Raw genomic sequence first — 12,952 nt, 5'->3', positions numbered from 1 at the left:
GGAGGTGAACATGCTGGATATTGCCGTCGCGAAACGGTTTCCGGGGTTTGATCTGGACGCCGCGTTTGCCTGTCCCGACCGGGGGGTCACCGCGCTGTACGGTCGCTCGGGGGCGGGGAAGAGCAGCATCGTCCACGCCATCGCCGGCTTGCTCCGGCCGGCGCGCGGGCGGATCGCGGTTTCGGGCACAACCCTGTTCGATACGACGCGTGGGATCGACATGCCGGCGCACAAGCGCCGGATCGGACAGGTGTTCCAGGATGCCCGGTTATTCCCGCACTACAGCGTGCGCGGCAACCTGCTCTACGGACGCCGGCGCGCGCCCGCGGGCGTTCGGTCGGAAGAGCTGGACCATGTGGTCGGCCTGCTCGACCTCGAGCCCCTGTTGGCACGCAGGCCCCACGACCTGTCCGGCGGCGAGCGTCAGCGGGTCGCGCTCGGGCGGGCGCTGCTCGCCGGGCCGCGGCTGTTGCTGATGGACGAGCCGCTGGCGGCGCTCGACCAGGAGCGCAAGCAACGCATCCTGCCGTTCATCGAGCGTTTGCGCGACCAAGCCGGTGTGCCGATCGTTTATGTCTCGCACGCGCTGGACGAGATCGTCCGGCTTGCCGACAGCATGGTCGTGATCGAGGCGGGCGGGGTGGTTGCCGCCGGCCCGGTCGAGGAGGTCGTCGCGCGTCCCGACTTGCGCGCCTTAACGGGCGAACCGGACGCCTGTACGCTGCTCACGGCGCGGGTGGTTGCGCAGCATGCCGTCGATGCGCTGAGTGAACTCGCGGTTTCCGGCCATCGGCTGTTCGTCCCGCACCTGCCGCATCCCCCGGAGAGCACGGTGCGTCTGCGCGTGCGCGCCAGCGACGTCGCGCTGGCCCGCACCCCGCCGACCGACACCAGCTTTGTGAACGTACTCGCCGGCACCGTGACCGCGCTCGCCGAGCACGAGGGCCCCCTTGTCGACGTGCGGGTCGCGATCGGCAACGCCGCGCTGTGGGCCCGGGTCACCCGACGTTCGATACGGTTGCTCGAGATCCAGGCGGGGCAGCCGATCTTCGCCCTGATCAAGGGCGTGGCGCTCGTGCGGCGGATCGATGACGCGGGATGAGATGCGCGGGGCAGGGACGCCTTGCGACCTGCTTGCGCCAGACGTGAAGCTTGGGGCTACGCCCGCTTGCTTTCGTCGCCGGCCGCGCGTTTACGTGCGCGCATGGCGTTGCGCATCGAGAAAGTGCGCCGTGCCACGATCACCGACAGGACGAAAACGATCACGATCGGCACCACGGCCGAGAGGATCAGCACCAAATCGGTGAGCTGCATGTGCATCGACATGCTGGACAGTATGCCGTTGCACGCCGGCGACGTCAGCCCGGCATGTCGTCGCGGCTAGCGAAAGCCGGAATGTCCGCCAAACTACGAGACCACGGGAACCGGGCGCGGGAGAGGGGGCACCAGTGCCGCTTTACCAACCGCGACTACACCGATCGGTCGGAAAGCGGCACCGATCGTGGGACACGCGATCCACAAGCAACCAAGCCACGGTGGAGCCCATCGTCAAGCTCCCTCAGGCGTGCTGTGGGGGCAGGACGCGCCGGCCCTGACCATCGCGTTGCTTTCCCGCAATAAGCCGGTAGGTGACCACAAGCGTGTGAATGATATCGGCGAACAGCAAAAGCCCGCCAAACGCTAATAAATCACTGCCATGCACTGGATCGGCGAACTCGAGACAGGCGATCCCGCCGATCAGCATGGTCAGATCCAGCACGCCATGGGCGATATTGCCGAGATAGAAGTGGTGGATGCCGACGACCCCGAAGATTCCGCTCAATGCGACGGCGACGCCGTAATTTTTCGGGCTGGGATTGGGGTCAATATGGCTGTTGATCCGTACCTCCGATCCGCAACCGGGACACTGGATCGCCTGCGCGGAAATTTCCTTTCCGCATTCCTGACAATACACGACGTGGTTTCCAGCAATTATGAGGGCAGGTGGATCAGGTCGAGCGCAAAACGCATAGAGTCAAATACACGAATTGCACTCGACCTTAGCGTCAGCGCTTGAGCGGCAGCCCTTCGCTGTCTTTGAAGGAACCGACAATGATCATGACAAAGTCGATCAGGGCCCAAATCCCCAGTCCCCCAAATGTCAGGATCATCAGGATGCCTGTAATGATTTTCCCAACGTAGAAACGATGGAAACCTAGAGCCCCGAAGAAGAAGCAAAGCAGGGCAGCAGGGACCATACTTTTTTCAGATTGTTTAGGCTTAGCGAGCGGGTTGGGGGCGCCGCAGCTTGGGCAGCTCTCCGCAAGCCGGGCCATGTCTTTGCCGCACGTGTTGCAGTATACCATCGAAGTATTGTTCGTGGCGGACGGGCTTTGTTGGCCGGCCGGAACCTGATCTGCGCTGTCGGTTTGCACCGGTTGCGTCTGAATATCTGTTCCTGTGTCGGTGTTATACTGTGACTGGTCTGACATTCTTGTTGTTCCCCGAATGGTAAGGGCACACTAACCAAAACCGCCGCTGTCCCAGCGGAGGTTAATAGTACCGGTGGAGTTCCCCAATTTGACTAGGAGAGCGTCGATTCGCGGCTCCTGGGTCCTTCTTGCACACGTTCTAGTTTTCAGCAAGGGCGATCCAGAAGGCTTCTAAGTGCGATCATTGGTATGTACAAAAATGACTCAATAAGACCGAGAGCACGTAAAATGCCAGTTGTTGGTCACGGGGGTGTGACGTCGGCCACAGCTTGGCCACTGGCTTTGAGCGGATCATCGCAGTCAAGTTGTCAGGGTCCAACACAGGAGGATGCGATGATCCGCCGTGTGCTACGCCGTCGCCCGGGTTACCGGTCGCAGCCGCTCCGCGGCGCCGCGCTGGAGCGCCACGTTGATCTTTGGCCGTTTCTGTTTGCCGCTGGACTGGCGGCAGGGACGGCCCTGGCGGTCGAGCCGTGGTTGCAGGGCGCCGTTGAGCAGCTCGTGGCGGCCGTCCACGCAGGGCCGACCGCGGCCCCGCAGCTTGCCCAGCCCCTAATCGGCCCATTGCAATAGCTGCATAAAGAAGGGGCGGGTTCCTTGAACTGAACCCGCCCCATCCAGCTTTGCCGTTCAGGCAGAAGCTATTCGCGCGTCTTGGAAAGTTGGCCGCTTACTCCTGGCGAGCCTCTTCCCAGCTTTGGATCAACTCGTCGTACTTGACGGTTTCACCCTGCGGCTTCTCGTTGTCCAGGGCTGGCTTCGGCGCGCCCGGCTGGTTGAACCAGTATTCCGCAGAGCGCTCCTCGTTCAGCTTCGGCCCGCAGACTTCCTGGGCGCCGGCCCGCTCGATACGGGACATCACCCGATCCTGCTGCTGGGCCAGACTGTCCATCGCCTGCTGCGGGGTTTTGGCGCCGGTCACCGCTTCGGCAACGTTCTGCCACCAAAGCTGCGCCAGCTTCGGGTAGTCCGGCACGTTGGTACCGGTCGGCGTCCACTGCACGCGCGCCGGGGAGCGGTAGAACTCGACCAGACCGCCGAGCTCGGGCGCCCGCTCGGTGAAGGACTCGTGCCGGATGTCGCTGTCGCGGATCGGCGTCAGCCCGACGTGGGTCTTCTTCAGCGAGGTGGTCTTGGCGACCGTGAACTGGGCGTACAGCCAGGCCGCTTTGCGGCGCTTGACCGGGGTCGACTTCATCAGCGTCCAGGAGCCGGTGTCCTGGTAGCCGAGCTTCATGCCCTCTTCCCAGTATGGGCCGTGCGGGGAGGGCGCCATGCGCCACTTCGGGTTGCCGTCTTCGTCGGTTACCGGCAGGTCCGGCTTCGCCATCGAGGCGGTGAAGGCGGTGTACCAGAAGATCTGCTGGGCGACCTGACCCTGGGCGGGCACGGGACCGGCCTCGGAGAAGGTCATGCCGGAGGCCTGCGGCGGGGCGTACTTGTCGAGCCAGTCGATGTACTTGCGCAGGGCATAGACGCTGGCCGGGGCGTTGGTCGCGCCGCCGCGCGCCACGCTGGAACCGGCCGGGTGGCAGTCTTCGACCCGGATGCCCCACTCGTCGACCGGCTTGCCGTTCGGCAGGCCCTTGTCGCCGGCGCCGGCCATCGACAGCCAGGCATCCGTGAAGCGCCAGCCGAGCGACGGGTCCTTCTTGCCGTAGTCCATGTGGCCGTAGACCTTGCGGCCGTCGATCTCCTTGACGTGCTCGGTGAAGAACTCGGCGATGTCCTCGTAGGCCGACCAGTTGACCGGCACACCCAGCTCGTAGCCGTAGCGGTCCTTGAAGCGCTGCTGCAGCTCCGGGTCCTGGAACCAGTCGTAGCGGAACCAGTAGAGGTTGGCGAACTGCTGGTCGGGGAGTTGGTAGAGCTTGCCGTCCGGCCCGGTGGTGAACGACTTGCCCATGAAGTCGTCGATGTCGAGCGTGGGCAGGGTGACGTCGGACCCCTCACCCTCCATCCAGTCGGACAGCGGGACCACCTGCTTATAGCGGTAGTGCGTACCGATCAGGTCGGAATCGTTGACGAACGCATCGTAGATGTTCTCGCCCGAGTACATCTGCGTCTGCAGCTTCTCGATGACGTCGCCTTCCTGAATCAGCTCGTGGGTCAGGTTGATCCCGGTGATCTCGGAGAAGGCCTTGGCCAGTGTCTCTGATTCATACTCGTGGGTCGCGATCGTCTCGGACACCACCTTGATGTCCATGCCGCGGAACTCCTCCGCGGCCTTGATGAACCATTCCATCTCCTCCATCTGCTCTTCCTTGGAGAGCGTGGAGGGTTGGAACTCTTCCTCGACCCACTTGCGGGCGACGTCCATCCGCTCCTCGAACGACATCTCCTGGGCATTGGCCGTGCCCGCGGCGAGCGCCACGGTGGCGGCGATCGCCCCGGTCGTTGCAAGGAGCCGGAAACGGGACCAGCCGGACCCGTCGGCGGTACGGGATTTCATGATCTGAAACCTCCCCGGTTTCGTTGCGCCTTCCGTGCTTGGCGTTTCGGGACCGCGGGGGCGCTGCGTCGCCGGAAGGCTTGCTCGTCGCAGCGTCCGCGTCCGCCCTGGGCGCTTGGCGCGCCGCGGCGGAAGGTGTCCCCGTCGTCTCTGCTCCCGGGCGTGTGGGTGCCCCCTCTAGCCCCAGCGCAGAATCACGGCCATGCCCACCGCCATGATCGCCAGCGGCACCCATAGCGTGATGTCGGTGAAGTACATCCACGCCAGATGCAGCCACGCGCCCGACAGCAGGCTGATGAAGAAGCGGTCGCCACGGGTCGTCACCATCGGCAGCAAGCCCTTGCGCGGCACGGTCGGCTGGACGACTTCCCACACCGTCATCCCGCACAACAGCAGGAAGATGGTGACGAAGAAGATCGCCGTCGGCGTGGTCCAGGCCATCCAACTGAGATCCATGGCGTCCGCTCTTTATCCCTGTTTTCGCGTTGTCGTCTCGCGCGCGTTCGGGCGTTTTGCCCGGACGCGGCCCCGTTACACACGGCCGAGAGCGAAGCCTTTGGCCATGTAGTTGCGCACGAACCAGATCACGATCGCGCCCGGCACGATGGTCAGCACGCCCGCGGCGGCGAGCAGGCCCCAGTCGATGCCGCTGGCGGAGACCGTGCGGGTCATCACCGCGCCGATCGGCTTGGCGGCGGTCGTGGTCAGGGTGCGTGCGAGCAGCAGTTCCACCCAGGAGAACATGAAGCAGAAGAACGCCGTGACGCCGATGCCCGAGCGGATCAGCGGCAGGAACACCAGCACGAAGAACCGCGGGAAGGCGTAGCCGTCGATGTAGGCGGTCTCGTCGATCTCCTTGGGTACGCCGCGCATGAAGCCTTCCAGGATCCACACGGCGAGCGGCACGTTGAACAGGCAGTGCGCAAGCGCCACCGCGATGTGCGTGTCGATCAGCCCGAAGGTGGAGTAGAGCTGGAAGAACGGCAGCAGGAACACCGCCGCGGGTGCCATCAGGTTGGTCAGCAGCCAGAAGAAGAAGTGCTTGTCGCCGATGAACTGGTAGCGCGAGAAGGCGTAGGCTGCCGGCAGCGCGGTGGCCAGCGAGATCACCGTGTTCAGCCCGACGTAGATGATCGAGTTGATGTAGCCCTGGTACCAATCGGGCGTGGTGAAGATCTTGATGTAGTTCTGGAACGTCAGGTCGTGCGGATAGAGCGTCAGCGCGCCCAGGATTTCCGCGTTGGGCTTCAGCGACATGTTGATGAGCCAGTAGATCGGCAGCATCAACACCACGAGATAAACGGTGAGCGCGATCGAGCGTTTGCGGACGGCCATGGCTTACGGCGCTCCCTTCCCGATGCCCTCGAGCGCCCGGTAGAAGACGTAGCAGAACACCAGGATGATCAGGAAATAGATGATCGAAAAGGCGGCGGCGGGCCCGAGGTCGAACTGCCCCACGGCCAGACGGGTCAGGTACTGGCTGAGGAAGGTCGTCGAGTTACCCGGACCGCCGCCGGTAACCACGAACGGCTCGGTGTAGATCATGAAGCTGTCCATGAAGCGCAGCAGCAGCGCGATCGTTAAGACCCCGCGCATCTTGGGCAGCTGGATGTAGCGGAATACCGCCAGCGCGCTCGCGCCGTCGATCTTGGCAGCCTGGTAATAGGCGTCCGGGATCGCCTGCAAGCCGGCGTAGGCGAGCAGGGCGACCAGCGGCGTCCAGTGCCAGACCTCCATCACCACGATGGTCAGCCAGGCGTCCAGCGGCTCGGCCGTGTAGTTGTAGTTGATGCCGATCTCGTTCAGCGCCCAGCCGGCGAGTCCGATGTCCGAGCGGCCGAAGATCTGCCAGATCGTGCCGACCACGTTCCAGGGGATCAGCAGCGGCAGGGCCAACAGCACCAGGCAGAGCGACACCTGCCAGCCGCGCCGGGGCAGGGCGAGCGCGATCGCCACGCCCAGCGGCATTTCGATCGCGAGCACGGTGAAGGAGAAGATGAACTGCCGCTTGAGCGCGCCATGCAGTGCGTCGGAGTGGAGCATCTGCTCGAACCACTCCGTGCCGACGAAGTAGTAGCTGCCGCCAAGCGCGTCCTGCAGGGAGTAGTTCACCACCGTCATCAGCGGGATGATCGCCGAGAAGGCGACCAGCACCGCTACCGGCAGAACCAGGAACCCGGATCTCTCACGAAGGAAGGTGCATCGGGGTCTGAAATCGGCGAAAGTGTAAGCGCCAACAGACACTTAACCCGATCTCAGCGGAGCCCCCGATGCCGACACAGTGTAACCCGGACTCTATGCTTTTCGCACGCCTCGATCGCCGCGAGTTGGTGGCGGATTTTGGCGGTGGGGCGATCACCTCGGACGCCGGCGCGCTGCTGCTGGGCGCGACCGACAAGGCGATCAACCTGGTTGACCGGTTCGCCGCCTGCTTCACGGATGGCCGGACAGCAGGTCGCGTCGTTCATGATGTCCGCACCCTGGTCGGCCAGCGCGTGTTCGGCATCGCGCTCGGCTACGAGGATCTGAACGATCACGACGACCTGCGCCGTGACCCGGTGCTCGGGCCCGTTCTCGGCAGGCTGGAGGCGCGCCGGGCCCGCTGCGCGCCGCTGGCCGGCAAAAGCACGCTGAACCGGCTGGAGCACGCCCCGGTCGACGGCGACCGGTACCGCAAGATCGCCCACGATCCGGACGCGATCGAACACCTGTTCGTCGATCTCTTCCTGGACGCGCACGCCAAGCCTCCGGCACGCATCACGCTCGACCTGGACGCCACGGACGACCCGATCCACGGCCGCCAGGAAGGACGGTTCTTTCACGGCTACTACGACTGTTACTGCTACCTGCCGCTCTACGTGTTCTGCGGCGAGCACCTCATAGCGGCGAAGCTGCGCCGGTCCAACATCGACGCCAGCGCGGGTTCGGTCGAGGAGATGTCGCGTATCGTCAGCCGCATCCGCCAGCGCTGGCCTAAGGTCAAGATCCTGCTGCGCGGTGACAGCGGGTTTACGCGCGAGGCGCTGATGGCGTGGTGCGAAACAAACAAGGTCGACTTCCTGTTCGGTCTCGCACGCAACGCCAGGCTGGTCGACCAGATCCACATCGATCTGGCCTGGGCCGAGGATGAGGCGGAGCGGACCGGTAAGCCGGCCCGCCGGTTTGCCGACTTCCGCTGGACCACGCTGAACAGCTGGACCCGGCGCCGGCGAGTGGTAGCCAAGGCCGAGTGGATGCCGAACCGCGACGAGAACGGCGCCAACCCGCGGTTCGTCGTGACGTCCCTGCCGGCGAAAGAGGTCGATGCCCGGACGCTCTACGAGCGGGTCTACTGTGCGCGCGGCGAGATGGAGAACCGGATCAAGGAATGTCAGCTGGATATGTTCGCCGACCGCACCAGCGCGGCGACCATGAAGGCCAACCAGCTCCGCCTATGGTTCGCGTCGATCGCCTACGTCCTGCTCGCGGCCCTGCGCCGGATCGCACTCGCGCACACCCAGCTGGAGAAGGCGACCTGCGGGTCGCTGCGCCTGAAGCTCATGAAGATCGGCGCGCAGGTAACGGTCACCGTTCGTCGCATCCGCGTCGCCATGGCCTCCGCCTGCCCCTATGCTGAGGAGTTCGCCCTGGCGCACGCCCGATTGTGCCGTTGATCCGCGCGACCCGCGCTACCGTCACCCGCCAATCAACAACGCTGGACCCGAACTGACCTGGTAGCGCCCACGCGGCGCAAGGATCAGGCATGCCTGCGTCGCTCTGGATCACACAGCAACCGTCGACTGCACCCCACGACGACGGCTCAGAAGCCCTGGTGAGAAAAGCGGGGGAACCACGCCCTGTTATCGGGCCATCTATCCATGGCGTCTCGTCTCTCCTCCCTGGCGCGTCGCTTTTTGGGTACGGCACCGGTTTGTCCGGGCGCGTTGGCGACGTCGCGTGCATCCCTTGCCGGCCGGCGGCCGACCGGCCTTCATGTCGTCAGGCGACCAGCTGTCCGTCGGCGTAGAGCCGGGTCCATTCCGGCGGGAACTTCAGGGTTCCGTCCTCTCCAGGCGGTTCGGCGTCCTCGGCGATCTTCACCTTCAAGCTCTCGCCGCCCAGGCGCACCGTCAGGATCTGGTAATTGCCCAGATCGTCGACCTGATCGACCTGCACCGGCAGGCCGTCGCGGGCCTGCGCGTCGAAGTCCAGGAATTCGGGGCGGATGCCCAGCTGCAGGCGGCCGGTCGCGTTGTGGGCGCGTTCGGCGGTCGTCGCGTCCAACGGCACGCGCCCGCCGCTTACGACAGCCTCCTTGCCGTCGAGTTGGCAATCCAGCAGGTTCATGCCGGGCGAGCCGATGAAGTAGCCGACGAAGGTGTGGCCCGGCCGCTCGAAAAGTTCCTGCGGCGTGCCGACCTGGACGACCTGTCCCTCGTACATCACCACCACCTTGTCGGCGAAGGTGAGCGCCTCGTTCTGGTCGTGGGTGACGTAGACCAGCGTGCTCGCGGTCTGCTCGTGGATCTGCTTGAGCTTGCGCCGCAGCTGCCACTTCATCTGCGGGTCGATCACGGTCAACGGTTCGTCGAACAAGATCGCCGCCACGTCGGCGCGGACCAGGCCCCGGCCGAGCGAGATTTTCTGCTTGGCATCGGCGGATAGGCGGGCGCCCTTCTTGTGCAGGTCGCCTTCCAGATCGAGCATGCGGGCGACTTCCTCGACCCGCTGCTTGACGTAGGTCCGGTCGAACTTTCGGTTTTTCAGCGGGAACGCCAGGTTCTCCGCCACCGTCATGGTGTCGTAGATCACCGGGAACTGGAAAACCTGGGCGATGTTGCGCTGCTGCGGGGGCAGGGAGGTCACGTCGGTATCGTCGAACAGCACCCGCCCCTGGCTTGGCTGCAGCAGGCCGGAGATCACGTTCAGCAGGGTGGTCTTGCCGCATCCCGATGGACCCAGCAGCGCGTAGGCGCCGCCGTCCTCCCAGACGTGCTGCATTTCACGCAGGGCCCAGTCCGCCTCCGTCTGCGGATGGGGCAGGTAGCTGTGGGCGACCTGGTCCAAGACGATCCGGGACATCGATGGGCCTTTCCTACTGCGCGGCCTGGCGGGTCTTCTCGCGCTCGGGCGAGGCGACCAGCCAGCCATCGGTGTCGAACGCGTAGACGTCGCGCGGGTTCACGAAGACGTCGATCTGCTGGCCCAGCTCGAAGCTGTGCACGCCTTCCTCCTGGCAGACCCAGTCCTGGTCTTCGCCGAAATCGACGTGGATGAAGGTCTCCGAGCCGGAGATCTCGGACAGCGTGACCGAGGCCTTGAACGACAGGTCGTCGTTGCGGTTGCGTTGGACGTAGAGATGGCTGGCGCGCGCGCCGAAGTAATAGCGCCCGGGCCGCAGCTTCGACAGGTGATCCTGCAGTGGCAGCCGGATGCCGCCGGCCAGCACGGCCTCGCGGTTGCCGTTGCCGTCCTGCTGTACCTCGCCCAGCGCGTAGTTCATCGGCGGGTCGGAGAAGGAGCGGCCGACCTGCATCGAGGCCGGATGCCGGAACACCTCCGTCGTCGGGCCCTGCTGCAGCACCCGGCCCTGGTCCAGGACCAGGGTGTTGCCGCCCATGATCAGCGCCTCTTCCGGCTCGGTCGTGGCGTACACGACGATCGCGCTGCGCCGGGCGAAGATCTCGCGCAGCTCGACGCGCAGTTCTTCGCGCAGCTTGTAGTCCAGGTTGACCAGCGGCTCGTCGAGCAGCAGCAGGTCGCTATCCTTGACCATCGCGCGGGCGAGCGCGGTGCGCTGTTGCTGGCCGCCCGACAGTTCGCCCGGCAGGCGGTCCAGCAGGTGGCTCATTTTCAGCGTTTCGGCCGCCTCGCGCACCTTTTGGTCGACCTGATCGGCCGGCACGCCGGAGCGGCGCAGCGGCGAGGCGATGTTGTCGTAGACCGTGAACGAGGGGTAGTTGATGAACTGCTGGTAGACCATCGCCACGTTGCGCTTGCGCACGGGCGTTTTGGTCACGTCCTGGCCGTCCATCTCGATCCGCCCGTCGCTCGGGCGGTCGAGGCCGGCCATCAGCCGCATCAGCGAGGTTTTCCCGGCCAGCGTCGGTCCCAGCAGGATGTAGAACCCGCCAGGGTGCAGTTCCGTCGAGATGTCAGCGAGGTGGGTCTCGCCGGCGACGGTCTTGGTGACGTTTGTCAGCGTCAGCGTCATTTCGCGGCCATCCCCTGGCTGCGCGCGGATTTCAGGCGGGCGCCGTCGCCGGTCCTGGCGCCACCGGTTTCGCCGAGGTGGGCGGCCAGCGCGTCCTGGGTCGCCGCGGACAAATGCAGGCCCAGCTTGGAGCGCCGCCACAGGATGTCGTCGGCGGTGCGGGCCCATTCCTGCTCCTGCAGGTAACGCACTTCCGCCCCGTACAGCTCGTCGCCGATATGCGGTCCCAGGTCGTCCAGGCTCTGTGCCCCCGCCAGAATGCGTTCCGTCCGGGTACCGTAGGCGCGGGCGTAGCGCCGCGCCAGATAATCCGGCAGCCAGGCATGGCGGCGCTGCAGGTCGGCGAGGTAGGCGTCAAAGTCGGCATCCGCGATGTCGCCGCCGGGGAGCGGCGCGTCGTGGGTCCAGGACGCCCCAGCGGACTGACCATGGTCGCCCAACAGCGGCAGCAGCTTGTCCAGGGCGTGTTCGGCCAGCTTGCGATAGGTCGTGATCTTGCCGCCGAACACGGAGAGCAGCGGCGGGGTGCCATCGCCGCCGTCGCCCTCGGCGTCTGTCTGGAGGCCGCCGTCGACGTCGAACACGTAGTCGCGGGTGACGGCCGAGACGTTCTCGTTGGCATCGTCGTACAGCGGCCGCACGCCGGAATAGTGCCAGATCGCGTCCGCCGGTGTGACTTGCTGTCTGAAGTACCGGTTCGCCGCGCGACAGATGTATTCGATCTCGTCAGTGTCGATCTCGACCTGCGCGGGGTCGGCTTCGAACAGTTTGTCGGTGGTCCCGAGCAGCGTGTAATCGCGTTCATACGGAATCGCGAAGACGATCCGCCGGTCGTCGTTCTGCAGGATGTAGGCTTGGTCGCCCTCGTACAGTTTGGGGACGACGAGGTGGCTGCCCTTGACCAACCGCAGCCCGACCGGTCGGTTCAGTCCGGTGACCTGGCCCAGCACCTGGGTTACCCAGGGGCCGGCTGCGTTGACCACCGCGCGTGCCTTGAAGTCTCGGTTTTCGCCGCCGGGACCCGTCGCTTCCAGCGTGACGTGCCACAGTCCATCCGCGCCGCGCCGCGCACGTCGGCAGGCGGTGCGGGTCAGCACGTCCGCGCCGCGCTCGCGCGCGTCCTGCGCGTTGAGGACGACCAGACGGCTGTCCTCGACCCAGCAGTCGGAATAGGCGAAGCCCTTGGTGATCTCGGGTTTCAGCGGCGCGCCGTAGGGATCCTTGGTGAAATCGACCCCGCGCGAGCCCGGCAGGCGCTTGCGCCCACCCAGGTGGTCGTAGAGGAACAGCCCAAGACGTACCAGCCACGCCGGGCGCAGCTTGGAGACGTGCGGCAGCACGAAGGTAAGTGGCCAGATGATGTGCGGCGCGGCGGCGAGTAGCACCTCGCGCTCGATCAACGCCTCGCGGACCAGCCGGAACTCGTACTGTTCGAGGTAGCGCAGACCGCCGTGGATCAGCTTCGTGCTGGCCGACGAGGTCGCTTGCGCCAGGTCCGCCTGCTCACACAGGACGACCGACAGACCGCGCCCAGCAGCATCGCGAGCGATTCCAGCCCCATTGATCCCGCCCCCGATCACCAGCAGGTCAACCGGCATCTCCTCGGCGCGCGGGTTGGCCGAGGTGGTATCATCAGCGCTGGCGGGCGCGCGTCCGGGACGCGCGTTCGGAGCGTCACTCACGTTGCCTCCCCACGGGGTGTCGGTCCCCGTTTGGCCGCGTCATTGCAAAAAGCGGCTGACCCGCTTGGGCACTGGCGCGCCGGACGGGTTCGCCCCGCCCTTGTGATCCCCGCCGTTGGTTGCGGCGGCACGTGCCCGGGCGGCGGCTCAGCCG

The 12,952-nt window shown here is 65.5% G+C and carries 13 protein-coding genes; 3 read left to right on the top strand and 10 right to left on the bottom strand.

Annotated elements, in window-relative coordinates:
- Positions 1-10 precede the first annotated feature (10 nt).
- Positions 11-1,102 (top strand): molybdenum ABC transporter ATP-binding protein, encoded by a 1,092-nt coding sequence (modC, locus tag RHOSA_RS0117865; protein WP_027289748.1) that lies wholly within the window; start codon positions 11-13, stop codon positions 1,100-1,102.
- A gap of 56 nt (positions 1,103-1,158) precedes the next feature.
- Here modC and RHOSA_RS25280 read toward each other — a convergent pair whose 3' ends face one another.
- From RHOSA_RS25280 to RHOSA_RS0117850, 3 genes are all read right to left on the bottom strand, one after another.
- Entirely contained in the window at positions 1,159-1,314 is a 156-nt protein-coding gene (locus RHOSA_RS25280; protein WP_156092812.1) for a hypothetical protein, read from the bottom strand.
- 244 nt (positions 1,315-1,558) lie between these two features.
- Positions 1,559-1,954, bottom strand: a complete 396-nt coding sequence (locus RHOSA_RS24880) for a TM2 domain-containing protein (RefSeq protein WP_169816650.1) — start codon at positions 1,952-1,954, stop codon at positions 1,559-1,561.
- A 91-nt stretch (positions 1,955-2,045) separates the two neighbouring features.
- Entirely contained in the window at positions 2,046-2,471 is a 426-nt protein-coding gene (locus RHOSA_RS0117850) for a TM2 domain-containing protein (RefSeq protein ID WP_215905021.1), read from the bottom strand.
- Positions 2,472-2,804: 333 nt separating this feature from the next.
- Here RHOSA_RS0117850 and RHOSA_RS0117845 point away from each other — a divergent pair, with 333 nt between their 5' ends.
- Positions 2,805-3,044 carry a hypothetical protein gene (locus RHOSA_RS0117845; protein WP_027289745.1) on the top strand — a complete coding sequence of 80 codons (240 nt, stop codon included), beginning with the start codon at positions 2,805-2,807 and terminating at the stop codon, positions 3,042-3,044.
- Between the two features lie 97 nt (positions 3,045-3,141).
- On the opposite strand, the gene RHOSA_RS0117840 is transcribed toward RHOSA_RS0117845, so the two are convergent.
- The 4 genes from RHOSA_RS0117840 to RHOSA_RS0117825 all read right to left on the bottom strand — a co-directional run bounded on the left by RHOSA_RS0117840 (position 3,142) and on the right by RHOSA_RS0117825 (position 7,077).
- Positions 3,142-4,809: an ABC transporter substrate-binding protein gene (locus tag RHOSA_RS0117840; RefSeq protein WP_156092904.1), complete on the bottom strand. Its 1,668-nt coding sequence runs from the start codon at positions 4,807-4,809 to the stop codon at positions 3,142-3,144.
- A 291-nt stretch (positions 4,810-5,100) separates the two neighbouring features.
- Positions 5,101-5,379: a DUF2160 domain-containing protein gene (locus RHOSA_RS0117835; protein ID WP_027289743.1), complete on the bottom strand. Its 279-nt coding sequence runs from the start codon at positions 5,377-5,379 to the stop codon at positions 5,101-5,103.
- A gap of 75 nt (positions 5,380-5,454) precedes the next feature.
- Complete coding sequence (locus tag RHOSA_RS0117830) at positions 5,455-6,258, bottom strand: carbohydrate ABC transporter permease (protein WP_027289742.1); 804 nt, start codon at positions 6,256-6,258, stop codon at positions 5,455-5,457.
- A 3-nt stretch (positions 6,259-6,261) separates the two neighbouring features.
- The gene (locus RHOSA_RS0117825; protein WP_244880664.1) at positions 6,262-7,077 is read right to left on the bottom strand and encodes a carbohydrate ABC transporter permease; all 816 of its coding nucleotides are present in this window, start codon (positions 7,075-7,077) and stop codon (positions 6,262-6,264) included.
- 116 nt (positions 7,078-7,193) lie between these two features.
- Here RHOSA_RS0117825 and RHOSA_RS0117820 point away from each other — a divergent pair, with 116 nt between their 5' ends.
- Positions 7,194-8,576, top strand: coding sequence for an IS1380 family transposase (locus RHOSA_RS0117820; RefSeq protein WP_027289740.1), 1,383 nt, complete (start codon positions 7,194-7,196; stop codon positions 8,574-8,576).
- A gap of 325 nt (positions 8,577-8,901) precedes the next feature.
- Here the strand turns inward: RHOSA_RS0117820 and RHOSA_RS0117815 are convergent, their stop codons facing one another.
- From RHOSA_RS0117815 to glpD, 3 genes are read right to left on the bottom strand one after another with little or no spacing between them, the layout of a single operon-like run.
- Complete coding sequence (locus RHOSA_RS0117815) at positions 8,902-9,984, bottom strand: ABC transporter ATP-binding protein (RefSeq protein WP_027289739.1); 1,083 nt, start codon at positions 9,982-9,984, stop codon at positions 8,902-8,904.
- Between the two features lie 13 nt (positions 9,985-9,997).
- The gene (locus RHOSA_RS0117810; RefSeq protein WP_027289738.1) at positions 9,998-11,116 is read right to left on the bottom strand and encodes an ABC transporter ATP-binding protein; all 1,119 of its coding nucleotides are present in this window, start codon (positions 11,114-11,116) and stop codon (positions 9,998-10,000) included.
- Positions 11,113-12,714 carry a glycerol-3-phosphate dehydrogenase gene (gene glpD / locus RHOSA_RS23420; protein ID WP_081728821.1) on the bottom strand — a complete coding sequence of 534 codons (1,602 nt, stop codon included), beginning with the start codon at positions 12,712-12,714 and terminating at the stop codon, positions 11,113-11,115. The genes RHOSA_RS0117810 and glpD overlap by 4 nt, the downstream gene beginning before the upstream one ends.
- Positions 12,715-12,952: the final 238 nt, after the last annotated feature.

The organism is Rhodovibrio salinarum DSM 9154 (assembly GCF_000515255.1).
Taxonomy (GTDB): Bacteria; Pseudomonadota; Alphaproteobacteria; order Kiloniellales; family Rhodovibrionaceae; genus Rhodovibrio; species Rhodovibrio salinarum.
The sequence above is the reverse complement of the archived record's forward strand: the minus strand, read 5'-3'. Positions and strand labels throughout refer to the sequence as shown.

Bases quoted from the DNA above. Each gene is read 5' to 3' on its own strand.
- modC (WP_027289748.1), top strand. From the start codon at position 11: ATGCTGGATATTGCCGTCGCGAAACGGTTTCCGGGGTTTGATCTGGAC.
- RHOSA_RS25280 (WP_156092812.1), bottom strand. From the start codon at position 1,314: ATGCAGCTCACCGATTTGGTGCTGATCCTCTCGGCCGTGGTGCCGATC.
- RHOSA_RS0117850 (WP_215905021.1), bottom strand. From the start codon at position 2,471: ATGTCAGACCAGTCACAGTATAACACCGACACAGGAACAGATATTCAG.
- RHOSA_RS0117845 (WP_027289745.1), top strand. From the start codon at position 2,805: ATGATCCGCCGTGTGCTACGCCGTCGCCCGGGTTACCGGTCGCAGCCG.
- RHOSA_RS0117840 (WP_156092904.1), bottom strand. From the start codon at position 4,809: ATGTCGTTCGAGGAGCGGATGGACGTCGCCCGCAAGTGGGTCGAGGAA.
- RHOSA_RS0117835 (WP_027289743.1), bottom strand. From the start codon at position 5,379: ATGGATCTCAGTTGGATGGCCTGGACCACGCCGACGGCGATCTTCTTC.
- RHOSA_RS0117830 (WP_027289742.1), bottom strand. From the start codon at position 6,258: ATGGCCGTCCGCAAACGCTCGATCGCGCTCACCGTTTATCTCGTGGTG.
- RHOSA_RS0117820 (WP_027289740.1), top strand. From the start codon at position 7,194: ATGCCGACACAGTGTAACCCGGACTCTATGCTTTTCGCACGCCTCGAT.
- RHOSA_RS0117815 (WP_027289739.1), bottom strand. From the start codon at position 9,984: ATGTCCCGGATCGTCTTGGACCAGGTCGCCCACAGCTACCTGCCCCAT.
- RHOSA_RS0117810 (WP_027289738.1), bottom strand. From the start codon at position 11,116: ATGACGCTGACGCTGACAAACGTCACCAAGACCGTCGCCGGCGAGACC.
- glpD (WP_081728821.1), bottom strand. From the start codon at position 12,714: ATGCCGGTTGACCTGCTGGTGATCGGGGGCGGGATCAATGGGGCTGGA.